This is a genomic window from Pseudomonas sp. CROZ-RG-20F-R04-15 (assembly GCF_022662375.1).
In the GTDB taxonomy this organism is placed as follows: domain Bacteria; phylum Pseudomonadota; class Gammaproteobacteria; order Pseudomonadales; family Pseudomonadaceae; genus Aquipseudomonas.
Map to the genome: position 1 here is coordinate 67,743 of NZ_JAKNQL010000014.1, position 15,871 is coordinate 83,613.

Below are 15,871 nucleotides of genomic sequence, written 5' to 3' on the forward strand. Positions count from 1 at the left end.
GCCGAACCTCGTCTCAGAGCTGATCGCCGCGCCATTGACGCCGCACATGGTCGAGCCGTTGTTGCTGGGTCAGCCCCACCGGCGGCGGCACCAGTACGGCACGCGGATGCAGCAAGCGTAGCCATAACCAGCCATCGAGCACGGTGCGGTCACTGAACCCCAGCGCCAGCCCCTGTTGGACATGGGAGGACATCGTTGCGTAATCGGTTCCCAATGATTGGCACCAGCGCCAGATATGCTGCTCCAGCAGGCAGGTTTGCAAGCGTTCGCGCTGGCGCCGGGTCAGGCTTTCTTCGATGCACAGCGGCTCGACAGCAAGTCCCGGATTGCGCAACTGCTGCCAGCCCTGACTGCCAATCGCGCGGTCCGCCCAGGTGCCACCGAACCAGCGCAACTGGCGGATCGGTCCGAGCCAGCGGCTCAATTCAGCGGCGTCGCAGGCATCGAAGAAATAGCTCGCGGTCTGCCGGTTGTAATAGCTGAGCAAGGCCCGATGACTCAATCCAAACGACACTGTGAGCATGCGTTGCAAGTGGCCCAGCAACTGTTGCGCCGATGCCTCACTGACGAGCAACAGCCCGCGCCAGGTGTCCGGATCGCTGTGACACAAGGCGGCCAACGCCGGGCAATTGCGCAACTCGAGCAACACCGGGCCGTACTCGCTGACCGGTACAAACTCGGTACCCTCGAACAGACTGAAGCGCGGCACACCGCTAAAAGCCTGGCGCAAGGTCAGCAACGCCTGTGGAGCATCCGGGCCATCGAGCAACAGCCATTGCGGCCTGGGCTCATGCACCGCGCCACTCATGTTGCGCCGCTCTGTTCAAGCGCTGTAACCAGTCGACAACTGCACACCGACTCTGCGCAGTGACTGAAACTGCCGCCGCCGGGGATCAGGCACAGCAGCAGCAACGGCTCACCGGACGCCAGCAATTGCTGCAAGCCGTCACTGACCAGACGATCGGGCACTGGCGGGGCATCGCCCGTGTCAGTCTCGGCGAGTGGCGGCTGCAGGACGCCGCTGATCATCGGCTGATCCGGGTCGCCTTCGAAGAAACTCACTACCACCTCGACACCATCGCTCAGCGCCGTGATCGGCGTCTGCTGCAGAGACGGCGCCAGCGGCAACCAACAGTGACTCGGCGCGGCGCCTTCGCCTTGATAGAGCCAGTCGAACTGCACCGCTACCGGTCGCGAGCAATCGGGTTGTGGTTCATCGACCGCCACCACCCAGGCGCGTTGCAGGCTGTGCATGCGCTGGCGCGGTGGCGCGGTGGCCACTGCACCCGGCAGTTGCAACGCGCCGAACAGGCGGTTGGCGTAGGCAGGTTCGAGGGCCGGGTCGGCGCGATGCTCAATGCGAGTCAACAACCATGGGCGATTGCATTCGGCGAAGGGATGCCCGGCCAATCGCAACCAATGACCGCTGCGCAATGTCGCCAGATCACTCTGACCTTCGGCCTGTTGCACACCCGCCGAGTTGACCTGGATTGCACTGTGCAATTGCCATTGGTGCAACGCGGGAAAAGCAGGATGTCCGTCATCTTCGCGCTGATAGCTCGCGGCACCCGCCAATGGCAACTGCGCCGGATCGTCGGTGAACACCAGGCAATGCCGATCACGCTCGTGTTCAAAGTAATAGTGAATTCGCGCTTGCGCGCACAAGCGCTGAAGCAGTTGCAGATCGGACTCGCGGTATTGCGTGCAGAACGTCCGGGCCGGGTAATCACCACGCAATTGAAAGCGGCGCTGGGCAGCGACGATACCGTGCTCTTTGAGTACCTGATCGATGATCTGCGGCACCGAACGGCCACTGAAGATCCGCTGACTGAAGCGCAGCGCAAGGCAACCGAGTTTTGGCCCCAGACGAATCCGGCTCAACCGCAAGCCTTCGCCGTACTCATGCTGGACAAGGCTCTGCAATTGCCCGTGCACGCCCTCCCCTGACGGCCCGAAACAGAGGAATGCCGAACGGTAAAGCAGGCCGGCGAGATCCAGGTGCGGATCGTTGATCAACACATCGATCTCGAACGCGAAGGATTCGCTGAGGGCTTCGCTACCGGTAAAGGCCAGGACTTCGAAGGGGTCGGACAGGCCCGCTACATCGAGACGAAACGACGACTCGTTGACTGGATCGAACATGGGCGGATCTCTACAGGAGGGGCGGTCGGGGATTCTCGCCGAGAGCCATGGCCGAGTAGAGAGCTGAAGTACAACTTAGGAAATGACCTACGCGAAAAGCAGACCGGATGACTTTGCTGGCCAGGACAGCCAAGCTTTTCGCGAAGATTTTGGGAGATGTCCCACCGGGTCATGCGAATTTTCCACCACTTACGGAAAAAATTCGGACAACCCGGGGAGATCGCACCTGGCCTCAGGAAGACAGGTAGGAGGAGCGGGTCAGGCCCAGACGCAAGGCATCGAGAAATTGCGTGCGCTCGCTGGCACTGATGCGGGCACTGGCGCACTTGTCGCGGTAGTGGGTCATCAGTTCTTCCGGCGACAAGTGCACGTAACGCAGCATGTCTTCGATGGTGTCATGGGTCTCGATGCCAGCGTGGTACACGCTGCCATCGGCGTTCTGGTAGATGTTCACCGAGTCGGTGTCACCGAACAGGTTGTGCATGTCGCCGAGGATTTCCTGATAGGCGCCGACCAGGAACACGCCCAGCAGGTAGTCTTCACCTTCATTCAAACCGTGTACCGGCAGGCTGGTTTCGATGCTCTGCTCGTCGACGTACTGGTTGATCTTGCCGTCGGAGTCGCAGGTCAGATCCTGCAGCACCGCACGGCGCAGCGGCTCTTCGTCGAGACGGTGCAGCGGGATGATCGGCAGCACCTGATCGATCGCCCAGGTATCCGGCAGGCTCTGGAACACCGAGAAGTTGCAGATGTACTTGTCGGCCAGCTTGTCGTTGAGTTCGTCGAGCACCTGACGGTGTGAACGTTGACGCGCTTTCAGCGAGTTGTGCAGGCGACGGCACACGGCGAAGTAGCACTGCTCGGCCAAGGCTTTTTCGGCCAGGGTCAGTTTGCCGTCGGCGTACTGCGCAGCCACGTCGCTCATGTAGTGCGTGGCGCGCCAGTAGGTCTCGGTGACCATTTCGATGTCGGTCGGGCCGAGCAGGTCAACCAGCCACTGCACGGTCTCCGGCAGCGCTTCCTTGTTTTCGATTTGGGGGATTTCGTCGTTGTGCTTCTCGACGTCGGTCACCTGCACCACGAGCATCGCGTGATGCGCAGTCAGCGAACGGCCGCTTTCGGAGAAGATGTGCGGATGCGGCAGGGCCTGCGCGTCGCAGAACTCCTTGAGCATGCCGACCACGACACCGGCGTAATCGTCCATGTCGTAGTTGATCGAGCTGGCGTTACGCGAGTGCGTACCGTCGTAGTCGACGCCCAGACCGCCACCAACGTCGATGTGGTCGACCGGCAGACCGAGGTTACGCAGCTCGCCGTAGTAACGGATCGCTTCCTTGAAGCCGTGCTGATAGTCAGCGAGGTTGGCAATCTGCGAACCCATGTGGAAGTGCAGCAGACGAATGCCCTGATCCAGACCGGCCGCGCGGAAACGCTCGACCACCGACAGCAGTTGCGCTGCCGACAGACCAAATTTGGACTTCTCGCCACCGGTGTCGGCCCATTTCGACGAGGCCAGCGACGACAGACGCACGCGCAGGCCGACCTGTGGCTTGACCTTGAGCGAAGCCGCTTCTTCGATCACCAGGCCGACTTCGGATTCTTTCTCGATGACGATGAACACATTGTGGCCGAGCTTCTGGCCCATCAGCGCCAGACGGATGAACTCGCGGTCCTTGTAACCGTTGCAGACGATGGTGCCGCCCTTCGGCGCCAGCGCCAGCACGGCCAGCAGCTCAGGCTTGGAGCCGGCTTCCAGACCGATGGAGACGTCCTGAGTGGCGATGATGTTCTCGATCACCGCTTCTTGCTGGTTGACCTTGATCGGGTACAGCGCGGTGTACTTGCTCTGGTATTCCAGGCGCTCGATGTTCGCATCGAAAGCACCGGTCAACTGGCGAACACGGTCTTGCAGAATGTCGGGGAAACGAACCAGCAACGGCAGGGACAAACCGCTTTTGCGCAGTTGGTCGACTTGCTCGAACAGGTCGATAGGCGAGCTGCTCGGGCCGTTCGGACGAACTTCGACGCGACCGGCGTCATTGATCGCGAAATACCCGGCCCCCCAATGGCGAATCCCGTAAACACTGCGGCTGTCCGCAACTGTCCATTGGCTGCCATCGTCTTTGCGTGTGCGTCGTACGGACATCGAAGTCCCCTATAAAGAAGTCATAGTGCGTCGCCTGATCTCAGGCCGGCGCAGTCTAAAGTATGAAAATGACGGTTCGTCAGCGCGGCGGTAGACCGCACTGACTGCGTGGAGTTTAGAAACCGGTCATGAACAGGCTCTGTGAAAACCATGGTGACGACGCCGGATCTGCAACTGTGCAGAGCCGGATCAAGCCGCAGGTGGTTTTGACAGAGGCTGCTAGCCGCCGGACTTCTTCGCTTTGAAACCGTGCTTGATCAGTTCTGCCAAGAGTAGCTCGACATGATCGCCCTGGATTTCGATGATGCCGTCCTTCAACGCGCCGCCGGTGCCGCAACGTTTCTTCAACGTTGTCGCCAACTCTTTGAGCGCCTCTTCGGCCAGTGGCACGCCGGTAATGGTGGTCACCGTTTTGCCGCCACGGCCCTTGCTCTCGCGTCGCACGCGGGCAATACCGTCGCCGGCCGGGATCACGGTTTGTTTGCAGATACAGGCGTCCACCGGCTTACTGCATTCCGGGCAATGACGACCTGCGTCGGTGGAAAATACCAGGCCACCTAAGGCGGCGAAGGATGCGGCTTTTTTGGCCACCGGCAATCCTCTTGGGAGGACAAAGACTGATCGCGACCTTGGGCAAGGTCATCGACCGCGAAGCCCCACTCAGGCAGGGGCAGCGCTACTGCACCGATGCTTCAATAAAAGCAGGACGGTGCAGCTTGAAAAGGTCGCGCAGTGTAACGGCAAAAAAGCGCCTTGCTAAGTGCCAATCGGCGCCAATTTATGTGTTCTTTGCGACGTCGCTTTGCTGCGCCTTCAGATAGCGCTTCAATGCGGCCAGAGAGTCCGGGCAATAGGGCTTTTGCTGGATTTCCCGCATGACCTGTGCGACCGGAATAAAGCGCGCTTCCAGCACCTCTTCAGGTTGCAGTTTCAACGGCCCGTCCCACACGGCAGAAAACGCCGAACACCACAGACGGTTGCCGGTGTCTTCGAAGTAGAAATGATCATGAGCCGTCAGCTCTACGCCGCTGACACCCAACTCTTCTTCCAGCTCACGGGCCGCCGACTCGGCATAGCTCTCATCCGCCTGCACCATGCCGCCTGCCGCGACATCCCAGTAACCCGGGTAAATCGCCTTGCTCAACGTGCGCCGGTGCACACAAAGCTCACCGGCGGAATTGAACAACATGATGTAGGTGCCGCGACCGATGAGCCCGCGCTCGCGCAGATCGGCACGCACCAGAGCGCCGAGCAGGTTGTCCTGCTCGTCGACCCAAGCGATCTGTTCGGCATCTGAGGCGGCGCGATGGGCCGCCTCTTTGGCGTTCTGGCTCATGAATCAGCCCTGATTGAGCAGTTGACGCAAATCGATCACAGCGGCGTTGGCCCGGGAAATATAGTTGGCCATGACCAGCGAGTGGTTGGCCAGCACGCCGAAGCCGCTGCCGTTAAGGATCATAGGACTCCAGACCGGTTCCTGCGAGGCCTCCAGTTCACGAATGATCTGACGCACGCTGACCGTGGCGTTCTTCTTCGCCAGCACATCAGCGAAATCGACTTCGATGGCGCGCAGCAGGTGCGACAGCGCCCAGGCCTGACCGCGTGCTTCGTAGAACACGTTGTCGATCTGCATCCACGGGGTCTCGACGACTTCCTCGTCAACCTGTGGCACTTCGCCGATGGCCGGGGTTTCGGTTTTCAGCGCGGTGTTGAGTTTGACCCGACCGACACTGGCCGACAGACGTTGCGACAAGGAGCCCAGGCGCGTGCCGACATCGCCGAGCCAGTTATTCAGGTTGTCGGCGCGAGCATAGAACAGTGCGTTTTTCTGGGTCGGATCGGACAGACGCGCCTGATAGCGGCTCAGCGAGTTGATCCCTTCCTGATACTCCGACTCACTCGACGGCAGGATCCAGCTCTTGTTGTCGAAGTTGAAACGCGGCTCCGCCTTGGCCAGATCGGCATCTTCGGCTGACTGCGATTGCGAACGGGCGAAGTCTTTGCGCAAGGCGCGGGTCAGGTCACGCACCTGCACCAGCACGCCGTACTCCCAGCTTGGCGTGTTGTCCATCCACAGGCCAGGCGGGAAGCGGTCATTGGAGATATAGCCGCCCGGCTTGTTGAGCAAGGTGCCGGCGACGGTCTTCAGGGTTTCGACGGTGGTGTAGCCGATGACCATCTGCTTGCCTTCCTTCTCGGCAGCCATCTGGGCGTTTTGCGCGACCGGAAACAACGCCGGCTCCTGGCTCCAGTACCAGCCCAGGCCAATGGTCACCAGCAGATAAATGCCGATCAGCGTGGCCAGGGCACGACTGAAGAACAGCCCGCCAACATAGCTGCGAGTGGCCGACTTGGGCTCGGCGGCACGTTCAGGCGCGCTGCCCGCGCGGTTTTTCCAGTCCAGCATGGCGATATCCTTTCAAATCTTGGGTTCAACGGTTCGACCACAACCATACAACAACGTGCCGAGGCCGGGCACCCGCGCGTAAAGATAAGCCGCAAATCATGTGGGCGAATGACGCTTCGATGCCAACTAAGGGAATCCCCGATGCCCGCGCCTCAGTCAATCGAGTCGCAGAGTATTGAAAACCCTCGCAAAGCTCATTCATCGTGCGGATGAACTTACGACTGACAACTCATCCAGATCGGCCCAATCAATCAGCGAGCGCCCGTTCCACGGGGATTTGAACGACGACAAGGTCGAAATTGAAACCGCTCGGTCAGAAACTGAATGGTGACGCACTGCAGATTATTGACGTACGACACTCGTCTAAGGGAAAAGAGGTGCTAGCATAGAGCCACCAGTCGATCTCAGCATGCAGCCTAACTAGTAGTCAGGATATGACCGAGCCAGAAGACCCCAGCCGTGAGCGTCTCAAGCACCACTTTGCCCAGCGGGTAATTCATCAGGCACGTCAGATTCTTGAGATATGGCAGCGCCTGCAACGCAGTGAGTGGTCCACTGTCGACCTCGCCGAACTGAGCGAGGCGAACCTGCGCCTGCTGCGTTTTGCCGAGCGTTTCGAACAGCCCGAACATACTCAGCTTGCGCGCCATATCAGTCAGTCGCTGGAAGCGGTGGACGCCAATCGCGGCCGTCTCAGCAGTGGCCTGATCACCGACCTCAATCGCTTGATGCAGCGCTTGTCGCGCACCGGCCTGCGCCATGGCGATCAACTCGATCAGACTTTCCTGCCGCCGCTGCGCAAACCGATCTACGTGATGCTGCAGGACCACGACCGCGCCGAACGTCTGGCCAAGCAACTGGAGTTCTTCGGCCTGAGCGCTCAGGCGCTGGACAGTGTTTCGGCCTTCCGCTCATCGATGGTCGAGCGCCTGCCAGCGGCGATCGTCATGGACGTCGATTTCAGCGGTGCCGGTATCGGTCTGAAACTCGCCGCCGAAGCCCAGGTCGGCCTGGAAGAGCCGCTGCCGCTGCTGTTCTTCAGCCTGCACGAAACCGACACGCCGACCCGCCTCGCTGCCGTGCGTGCTGGCGGTCAGGAATTCCTCACTGGCACCCTCGAAGCGTCGAGCCTGCTGGAGAAGATCGAAGTCCTCACCTGCGTCGCCCAGTACGAGCCTTATAAAGTGTTGATCATCGACGACTCGCGTGCGCAAGCCTTGCACACCGAACGCCTGCTCAACAGCGCCGGCATCGTCACGCGCACCTTGATCGAACCAATTCAGGCAATGGCCGAGCTGGCGGATTTCCAGCCGGACCTGATCATTCTCGACATGTACATGCCGGCCTGCACCGGCACCGAACTGGCCAAAGTGATTCGCCACAACGACCGTTATGTCAGCGTGCCGATCATCTATCTGTCGGCCGAGGACGATCTGGACAAGCAGCTTGACGCCATGAGCGAGGGCGGCGATGACTTCCTGACCAAACCGATCAAGCCGCGTCACCTGATCACTACCGTGCGCAACCGCGCCGCTCGGGCGCGCAATCTGAAAGCGCGAATGGTCCGCGACAGCCTCACTGGTTTGTATAACCACACGCACATTCTGCAATTGCTCGAAGACTGCTCGTTCCGCGCCCGCCGTGAGAACAAGCCGCTGAGCTTTGCCATGCTCGACATCGACCACTTCAAACGGGTCAACGACAGCCACGGCCACCCGATGGGCGACCGGGTGATCAAAAGTCTGGCGTTGTTTCTCAAACAGCGTTTGCGCAAAACCGACTTCATCGGCCGCTACGGCGGTGAAGAGTTCGCCATCGTCATGCCCGACACCGATATAGAAGCGGCGCACAAAGTGCTCGACGAAATTCGCCAGCGCTTTGCCGAAATTCATTACCCGGCGCAGCCGCAGGATTTGTGGTGCACCTTCAGTGCCGGCGTGGTGGAAATGCACGACGACTGCGACAGTCTGATGATGGCCAGCCAGGCCGACGAGGCGCTGTACCGTGCCAAGGGTGCCGGACGCAATCGGGTGCAGACCGCACGCGACTCAAAGCAAAGTGCCACTTTTTCATCGGATTCCACTGATTCGGTCATAACCCTGTAACAGAACCGCAATAAATTCAGGCGCTTACCATTTCTGCCGTTGGTAGCCGTCATGCGCCTGAAGTTGCTCACCAATCTCAATACGCTGCTGCTGGTCGCCGTGTGCCTCGCACTCGGCGCCACGCTGTGGTGGTCGCAAAAAGCCCTCGAACGCCCGTACCTGTTGATGGAGCGCTATCTGGGCCTGTCGCAGCAGTTTCAGAACGAGGTCGCACGCAACGTCGAGGATTACCTCGGCAGCGGTGATGCCCTGCGCCTGAGCGGCGCCAGTCAGGCCATCGATAGCCTGCGCAAAGAACTCGATGAGTTGCCGCCGGCGCTGGCTGAAACGCTGCGCCCGAGCCTGTCGGGCCTGGATGAGTTCAGCAAAACCGACTTGCTCGCGGCCGGCAAACTGGCGGGTGATCCGCAGGCGTTGCTATTACAGGCCGAGCGCGAATTGAGCGCCAGCCTTGAGCAACTCAGCACTTATGCCAACGGCAACGCGGCCTATATGACACCACTGCTGGTTGCCTCTCAGCATTTGGGCAAACTGTCGCTGGCACGGGACAAACTGGTCAGCAGCGGGCGCAGTGAACTGGCCGCCGATGTCGAGCGCGAGGTCACCAACATCCGCACGCAAGCGCAATTGATCGATGCCCTGCCCTTGCTTGGCGTGGTCGCCAACAGTGAGTCCGGCAGTGATGACTTCGCCGCGATGATGGGCATCGAAAACACTGAAAAAACTGTCGCCGAAGACGCCGGTGTCAGTTTCAAACGTGAACTCAACAGTCTGCTCGGGCGCTACCCGGCGGAGCTGGCGCGTACCCGCGATCAGATCCAGAAACGCACCGACCTGAGCACTGCCACTCACCAGAAAATCGCCGCTGTGCAACAAGCCATCGCTGGACTGGAGCCGGTCGTGCGCGCTCAGCACGGGCAAATTCAAGGCGAAGTACGCCTGATGCAAGGCGTGATGATCGGTTTGATTCTGCTGATCGCTTTACTGATCGACACCTTGCAGCGGCGTCTCTCGCGCACCCTGACCAATCTCGCGCCAGCGCTTTCAACCTGGGCCGAGGGCGATTTCAGTCGCGACATACATCTGGGCAAAACCAATCGTGAACTGCACGACATCGAAGCCTCGCTCAACCGCTTGCGTGCCTATCTGGTGGATCTGGTCGGGACGATTCGCGGCAATGCCGAACAAGTCGCAGGCAGCAGCCGCACCCTCGCCGAACTGAGTAACGACTTGCACAGCGGCGCCGAACATCAGGCCGGCGATACCGCACTGATCCGCGATTCCCTCGGCGAACTCGAAGCGACAATCCAGCAGGTTGCCGGTGATGCCCAGCAAGCAGCAGACGCCAGTCGTCATGCCGGGCTGGCGGTCGAGCATGGCCAGACGGTGATCGGCCAGAGCCTGACCGGCCTGCACGCCTTGGTCGGCGAAGTGCAAGGCAACGCGCAGATGATCGAGCATCTGGCCGAGGAGTCAGCGACCATCGGCGGCGTGTTGACGGTAATTCGCTCGATTGCCGACCAGACCAATCTACTCGCGCTGAACGCGGCGATTGAAGCGGCGCGCGCCGGGGAAATGGGGCGGGGTTTTGCCGTGGTGGCCGAGGAAGTGCGCTCGCTGGCCCAACGCACCGCCGGCGCGACCGCCGAAATTCAGACGCTGATTGCCGGCCTGCAAACGGCGGCACGGCAATCGGTCGAAGGCATACGCGCACAGGTCGAACATGCCGAAGCCACCGCCAATCAGGCGCAAGCGGCGGACGGTGCGCTGGATAAAATTGTCGGTGCGATCCAGACCATTTCCGACACGGCGATCCGCATTGCCGATGTCACCGCGCAGCAGAGTGGCGCGGTCAGCGAGATTCGCGATCACAGTGAGCGGATTCATCAGTTGGGTGGGGATAACCTGGTGCGTATCGGTCGTGGGCGCGAACAGGGTGAGAACCTGTTGGTATTGGGCGGACAACTGCATACCGCCGTACAAGCCTTTCGCGTCTGATAGACCGCCTTCGCGAGCAGGCTCGCTTCCACAGGGGCATGCATTCCAATGTGGGAGCGAGCTTGCTCGCGAAGGAGCCCGCCTCATCACCGCGAATGACCGGATCAAATCACTTGGTCACATATTTCGCGCAAACATCGGCCATCGTGCTGGCTATTGCATAGAACTGGACAGTCACAAAGTCTTTGCGGCATAGTCGCCGGGTTCTGACGAATGCTCATTGATAACAAGGACTACGCAGATGGCAACCCTACTGGTGCTGCACGGCCCCAACCTGAACCTGCTCGGCACCCGCGAACCCGGCACTTACGGTTCTACGACCCTGGCGCAGATCAATCAGGATCTGGAGCGCCGCGCCCGTGAAGCCGGCCATCATCTGCTGTATCTGCAAAGCAATGCCGAGTACGAATTGATCGACCGCATCCACGCCGCACGCGGCGAAGGTGTCGATTTCATTCTGATCAATCCAGCAGCTTTTACACACACAAGTGTCGCATTACGTGACGCGCTGCTGGGAGTGAGCATCCCATTCATCGAAGTGCATTTGTCCAACGTGCACAAACGCGAACCTTTCCGCCATCACTCTTACTTCTCCGACGTAGCGGTGGGAGTGATCTGCGGCCTTGGCGCCAGCGGTTACCGACTGGCCCTGGAGGCTGCACTAGAACAGCTTGAAACACAGGCAACGACTTGAACTACAAGCGTTAAGCGCCCCTGACCGACCCTTGGGAGTTGATGATTCATGGATATCCGTAAAGTTAAGAAACTGATCGAATTGCTGGAAGAGTCCGGCATCGACGAGCTCGAGATCAAGGAAGGCGAAGAGTCCGTACGCATCAGCCGTCACAGCAAGACCCCGGCTCAGCAGTACTACGCGCCGGCTCCGATGCAAGCACCGGCCGCTGCGCCTGTTGCTGCTCCGGTTGCCGCCGCAGCCCCGGCTGCCGCTGCTGCACCTGCGCTGAACGGCACTGTTGCCCGTTCGCCAATGGTCGGCACCTTCTACCGCAAATCTTCGCCAACCTCGCCGTCCTTCGTTGAAGTCGGCCAGACCGTGAAGAAAGGCGACACTCTGTGCATCGTCGAAGCCATGAAGATGATGAACCACATCGAAGCTGAAACCAGCGGTGTGATCGAGTCCATCCTCGTCGAAGACGGCCAGCCGGTTGAGTACGACCAACCGCTGTTCACCATCGTTTGAACTGCGGAGAGCCTTTGATGACTGCGAAGTTGGAAAAAGTTCTGATCGCTAACCGCGGTGAGATCGCCCTGCGGATTCTGCGTGCCTGCAAAGAGATGGGCATCAAGACCGTCGCCGTTTACTCCAAGGCCGACAAAGAGCTGATGCACCTGGGTCTGGCAGACGAATCCGTCTGCATCGGCCCGGCTTCTGCCGCGCACTCTTACCTGCACATCCCGGCCATCATCGCGGCAGCTGAAGTGACTGGCGCTACCGCCATTCACCCAGGCTACGGTTTCCTCGCGGAAAACGCCGATTTTGCCGAGCAGGTCGAGAACTCCGGCTTCGCCTTCATCGGCCCGAAAGCCGACACCATTCGCCTGATGGGCGACAAGGTATCGGCCAAGCACGCGATGATCGAAGCGGGCGTACCTACCGTTCCAGGTTCTGACGGCCCGTTGCCGGAAGACGAAGAAACGGCGCTGCGCATCGGTCGTGAAGTCGGCTACCCGGTGATCATCAAAGCCGCTGGCGGCGGTGGTGGTCGCGGGATGCGTGTGGTGCACAAGGAAGAAGACCTGATCGCCTTCGCCAAACTGACCCGCACCGAAGCAGGCGCGGCGTTCGGCAACCCGATGGTCTATCTGGAAAAATTCCTGACCAACCCGCGCCACGTCGAAGTTCAGGTTCTGTCCGACGGCCAGGGTCACGCGATCCATCTGGGCGACCGCGATTGCTCGCTGCAACGTCGTCACCAGAAAGTTCTCGAAGAAGCGCCGGCACCGGGCATCGACGAGAAGGCTCGCGAAGAAGTGCTGGCTCGTTGCGTCAAGGCGTGCATCGACATCGGTTACCGTGGCGCCGGCACTTTCGAGTTCCTGTACGAGAACGGTCGTTTCTACTTCATCGAAATGAACACCCGTGTTCAGGTGGAGCACCCGGTTTCGGAAATGGTCACCGGTATCGACATCGTCAAGGAGATGCTCAGCATCGCCGCTGGCAACAAGCTGTCGTTCACGCAGGATGACGTGGTGATCCGCGGTCACTCGCTGGAATGCCGGATCAACGCTGAAGACCCGAAAACCTTCATGCCGAGCCCGGGCACGGTCAAGCATTTCCACGCCCCAGGCGGCAACGGCGTTCGCGTCGATTCGCACCTGTACAGCGGTTATGCAGTTCCGCCGAACTACGACTCGCTGATCGGCAAGCTGATCACTTACGGCGCGACCCGCGACGAAGCCATGGCACGCATGCGCAATGCCCTGGACGAAATCGTGGTTGACGGGATCAAGACCAACATCCCGCTGCACCGTGATCTGGTTCGTGACGAAGGCTTCTGCAAAGGGGGCGTGAACATTCACTACCTCGAGCACAAGCTGGCTGCTGAGAAGCACTAGCTTCGAGCCTGCACCAGACAAAGCCGCCCTCGGGCGGCTTTGTTGTTTCTGCAGGTTTCACAAGCCCCTTGTGGGAGCGAGCCTGCTCGCGAAAGCGGTGTATCAGATCCATATGCATTCACTGACACTCCGCTTTCGCGAGCAGGCTCGCTCCCACAGGGTGCAATGCATCTCCCACAAACCCAGCGCGCTCGCGTAAACTTGCGCGCTTCTCGCCGGCCGCTAGGCTGCAATCAATATTTTTCAAAGGTGCCCGCCATGCCTTGGCTGCAAGTACGTCTCGCCATCAGCCCGGAACAAGCCGAAACCTACGAAGACGCTTTCCTTGAAGTGGGCGCCGTGTCGGTGACTTTCATGGACGCCGAAGACCAGCCGATCTTCGAGCCGGAACTCAACACCACGCCGCTGTGGGCGCACACACACCTGCTGGCCCTGTTCGAGGGCGGTACCGAACCGGCACCGGTTCTGGCCCATCTCGAACTGTTGACTGGCAGCCCGTTGCCTGAGCATCACAGCGAAGTCATTGAAGATCAGGACTGGGAACGCAGCTGGATGGACGGTTTCCAGCCGATGCGTTTCGGCCAGCGCCTGTGGATCGTGCCGAGCTGGCACGCCGCGCCTGAGCCTGACGCCGTCAACCTGCTGCTCGATCCGGGTCTGGCGTTCGGCACCGGCACTCATCCGACTACCGCACTGTGCCTGGAATGGCTCGACGGTCAGGATCTGAAAGACTGCAACGTGCTCGACTTCGGCTGCGGTTCGGGGATTCTGGCGATTGCCGCCCTGCTGCTCGGCGCCAAGGAAGCGGTCGGCACCGACATCGACGTGCAGGCGCTGGAAGCCTCCCGCGACAACGCCGGGCGCAATAACATTGCCGACGAACTGTTCCCGCTGTACCTGCCGCAAGATCTGCCGCAGGTTCAAGCTGACGTGCTGGTCGCCAACATTCTGGCCGGCCCACTGGTTTCTTTGGCGCCGCAACTGTCCGGACTGGTGAAATCCGGTGGACGTCTGGCGCTGTCGGGCATCCTCGCTGAACAAGGTGATGAAGTCGCTGCCGCGTATGCGCAGGACTTCGATCTCGACCCGATCGCCAATCGCGATGGCTGGGTGCGCATCACCGGCCGTCGGCGTTAATATGAGCGCCTGCATAATCCGGATCGCCGCATGACCGACAGTTTCGTCACCCAGTGCCCGCATTGCCAAACCAGCTTCCGCGTCAGCCACGCTCAATTGAGCGTGGCCCGCGGGGTGGTTCGTTGCGGCTCCTGCCTGCAAGTGTTCAATGCGGCCAAACAGCTGCTGGAGCAACACGCCGGCAAGGACGCGGTGACGCCGGTTGCACCGTCGATTGTCGAGCAGCCGCCGTTTGTCGAGGCCCCGCCCGTTATCGAGCCGCCGGCCATCGTCGAACAGCCCGCCCCGCGCGCCATCAGCCAAAAGCAGTGGAGCGCGTCGGAGCTGGATCTCGATAGCCTCGATCTGGACGAAGAACTGGCCCGCCTCGAACAACGGGAAATCCAGCCGACCACCGAATTCGGTCGTCCGCGCGAAGATGCCCTGAGCGCACGCCGCGACAACCCTGAACCGGATGAAACGCTCTGGCGCGACAGTCTGTTCAGCGAGCGCGCCGATGAGCACACGGTCGAACCCGAGGACGACGAGACTGAAATCGTCGACATCGAACCGCTCAAATCCGAGCGCACCGAGCCATCGCTGTCACTGGAACCGGTGGATCTGGATGACGAGCCAGCGATTCCGCATCTGCGCCTGCACGATCCTATCGACCCCAATGCCCGCCGCGAACGCCTGTCAGCCAGCGCCGAAGCCGATGACGACGATTTGCCATCGATCGAGCCAGTGCGCAAAAAACGTGAGCGCGCAGAGCCCGGCGTACGTGCCGAAGTCCTGCAAGACCTGACCGACGACCCGCTGCAACTGGACTGGCAAAAGCGCCGCTCGCCGTGGGGCCGACGCATGCTCTGGCTGCTGTTGGTACTGCTGGCGGCAGGTGGACTGGCGGCCCAGTACATTTCCTATCATTTCGAGGAGCTGGCGCGGCAGGATCAGTATCGCCCGTGGTTCCAGCAAATCTGCCCGCAGATCGGCTGCACGGTGCCGTCCAAGGTCGACATTGCCCGGATCAAGAGCAGCAACCTGGTGGTGCGCAGCCATCCGGAGTTCAACGGTGCGCTGGTGGTCGACGCGATCATTTATAACCGCGCGACATTCTCCCAGCCGTTTCCATTGCTGGAATTGCGCTTTGCCGACCTCAACGGTCACCTGATCGCCAGTCGTCGCTTCAAACCCGGCGAATACCTCAGAGGTGATCTCGAAGGTCTGGCGGAAATGCCGCCGCAGACGCCAATCCATATTGCTCTGGATATTCTCGATCCCGGGCCGAAGGCGGTGAATTACAGCCTGAGTTTCCACTCGCCCGAGTGAATCACGGCGTCGCTTTCCAATTGACGGCGGTTTTCTGACTTTGCCACCCAC

General features: G+C 60.5%; 13 protein-coding genes. 7 read left to right on the forward strand and 6 right to left on the reverse strand.

Annotated elements, in window-relative coordinates:
- Window positions 1-13: 13 nt before the first annotated feature.
- The 6 genes from L8H52_RS20155 to L8H52_RS20180 all read right to left on the reverse strand — a co-directional run bounded on the left by L8H52_RS20155 (window position 14) and on the right by L8H52_RS20180 (window position 6,695).
- Entirely contained in the window at window positions 14-808 is a 795-nt protein-coding gene (locus tag L8H52_RS20155) for a DUF4123 domain-containing protein (protein WP_242208437.1), read from the reverse strand.
- On the reverse strand, window positions 805-2,142 hold the full coding sequence (locus L8H52_RS20160) for a contractile injection system protein, VgrG/Pvc8 family (protein WP_242208438.1): 1,338 nt from the start codon (window positions 2,140-2,142) through the stop codon (window positions 805-807). The genes L8H52_RS20155 and L8H52_RS20160 overlap by 4 nt, the downstream gene beginning before the upstream one ends.
- 232 nt (window positions 2,143-2,374) lie before the next feature.
- Complete coding sequence (gene speA / locus L8H52_RS20165) at window positions 2,375-4,288, reverse strand: arginine decarboxylase (RefSeq protein ID WP_007914615.1); 1,914 nt, start codon at window positions 4,286-4,288, stop codon at window positions 2,375-2,377.
- Window positions 4,289-4,507: 219 nt separating this feature from the next.
- On the reverse strand, window positions 4,508-4,879 hold the full coding sequence (locus tag L8H52_RS20170; protein WP_242208439.1) for a translation initiation factor Sui1: 372 nt from the start codon (window positions 4,877-4,879) through the stop codon (window positions 4,508-4,510).
- Window positions 4,880-5,066: 187 nt separating this feature from the next.
- Window positions 5,067-5,624 (reverse strand): NUDIX hydrolase, encoded by a 558-nt coding sequence (locus L8H52_RS20175; RefSeq protein ID WP_242208440.1) that lies wholly within the window; start codon window positions 5,622-5,624, stop codon window positions 5,067-5,069.
- 3 nt (window positions 5,625-5,627) lie between these two features.
- A complete protein-coding gene (locus tag L8H52_RS20180; RefSeq protein ID WP_242208441.1) occupies window positions 5,628-6,695 on the reverse strand; it encodes a DUF2333 family protein in 1,068 nt (355 codons plus the stop codon).
- Window positions 6,696-7,129: 434 nt separating this feature from the next.
- Here L8H52_RS20180 and gcbA point away from each other — a divergent pair, with 434 nt between their 5' ends.
- The 7 genes from gcbA (at window position 7,130) to L8H52_RS20215 (ending at window position 15,820) form a co-directional block, all read left to right on the forward strand.
- Entirely contained in the window at window positions 7,130-8,800 is a 1,671-nt protein-coding gene (gene gcbA / locus L8H52_RS20185; protein ID WP_034151562.1) for a diguanylate cyclase GcbA, read from the forward strand.
- A gap of 51 nt (window positions 8,801-8,851) precedes the next feature.
- The gene (locus L8H52_RS20190; protein ID WP_242208442.1) at window positions 8,852-10,798 is read left to right on the forward strand and encodes a methyl-accepting chemotaxis protein; all 1,947 of its coding nucleotides are present in this window, start codon (window positions 8,852-8,854) and stop codon (window positions 10,796-10,798) included.
- Window positions 10,799-11,039: 241 nt separating this feature from the next.
- Window positions 11,040-11,492, forward strand: coding sequence for a type II 3-dehydroquinate dehydratase (gene aroQ, locus L8H52_RS20195; protein WP_007914604.1), 453 nt, complete (start codon window positions 11,040-11,042; stop codon window positions 11,490-11,492).
- A 48-nt stretch (window positions 11,493-11,540) separates the two neighbouring features.
- A complete protein-coding gene (gene accB, locus L8H52_RS20200; protein WP_242208443.1) occupies window positions 11,541-11,999 on the forward strand; it encodes an acetyl-CoA carboxylase biotin carboxyl carrier protein in 459 nt (152 codons plus the stop codon).
- 17 nt (window positions 12,000-12,016) lie between these two features.
- Complete coding sequence (accC, locus tag L8H52_RS20205) at window positions 12,017-13,375, forward strand: acetyl-CoA carboxylase biotin carboxylase subunit (protein WP_129388522.1); 1,359 nt, start codon at window positions 12,017-12,019, stop codon at window positions 13,373-13,375.
- A gap of 258 nt (window positions 13,376-13,633) precedes the next feature.
- Window positions 13,634-14,512, forward strand: a complete 879-nt coding sequence (gene prmA, locus L8H52_RS20210) for a 50S ribosomal protein L11 methyltransferase (protein WP_242208444.1) — start codon at window positions 13,634-13,636, stop codon at window positions 14,510-14,512.
- Window positions 14,513-14,542: 30 nt separating this feature from the next.
- Window positions 14,543-15,820 (forward strand): DUF3426 domain-containing protein, encoded by a 1,278-nt coding sequence (locus L8H52_RS20215; protein WP_242208445.1) that lies wholly within the window; start codon window positions 14,543-14,545, stop codon window positions 15,818-15,820.
- The last annotated feature ends 51 nt before the right edge of the window (window positions 15,821-15,871 follow it).

Coding starts and splice junctions, on each gene's coding strand:
- L8H52_RS20155 (WP_242208437.1), bottom strand. CDS start 808: ATGAGTGGCGCGGTGCATGAGCCCAGGCCGCAATGGCTGTTGCTCGAT.
- L8H52_RS20160 (WP_242208438.1), bottom strand. CDS start 2,142: ATGTTCGATCCAGTCAACGAGTCGTCGTTTCGTCTCGATGTAGCGGGC.
- speA (WP_007914615.1), bottom strand. CDS start 4,288: ATGTCCGTACGACGCACACGCAAAGACGATGGCAGCCAATGGACAGTT.
- L8H52_RS20175 (WP_242208440.1), bottom strand. CDS start 5,624: ATGAGCCAGAACGCCAAAGAGGCGGCCCATCGCGCCGCCTCAGATGCC.
- L8H52_RS20180 (WP_242208441.1), bottom strand. CDS start 6,695: ATGCTGGACTGGAAAAACCGCGCGGGCAGCGCGCCTGAACGTGCCGCC.
- gcbA (WP_034151562.1), top strand. CDS start 7,130: ATGACCGAGCCAGAAGACCCCAGCCGTGAGCGTCTCAAGCACCACTTT.
- L8H52_RS20190 (WP_242208442.1), top strand. CDS start 8,852: ATGCGCCTGAAGTTGCTCACCAATCTCAATACGCTGCTGCTGGTCGCC.
- aroQ (WP_007914604.1), top strand. CDS start 11,040: ATGGCAACCCTACTGGTGCTGCACGGCCCCAACCTGAACCTGCTCGGC.
- accB (WP_242208443.1), top strand. CDS start 11,541: ATGGATATCCGTAAAGTTAAGAAACTGATCGAATTGCTGGAAGAGTCC.
- accC (WP_129388522.1), top strand. CDS start 12,017: ATGACTGCGAAGTTGGAAAAAGTTCTGATCGCTAACCGCGGTGAGATC.
- prmA (WP_242208444.1), top strand. CDS start 13,634: ATGCCTTGGCTGCAAGTACGTCTCGCCATCAGCCCGGAACAAGCCGAA.
- L8H52_RS20215 (WP_242208445.1), top strand. CDS start 14,543: ATGACCGACAGTTTCGTCACCCAGTGCCCGCATTGCCAAACCAGCTTC.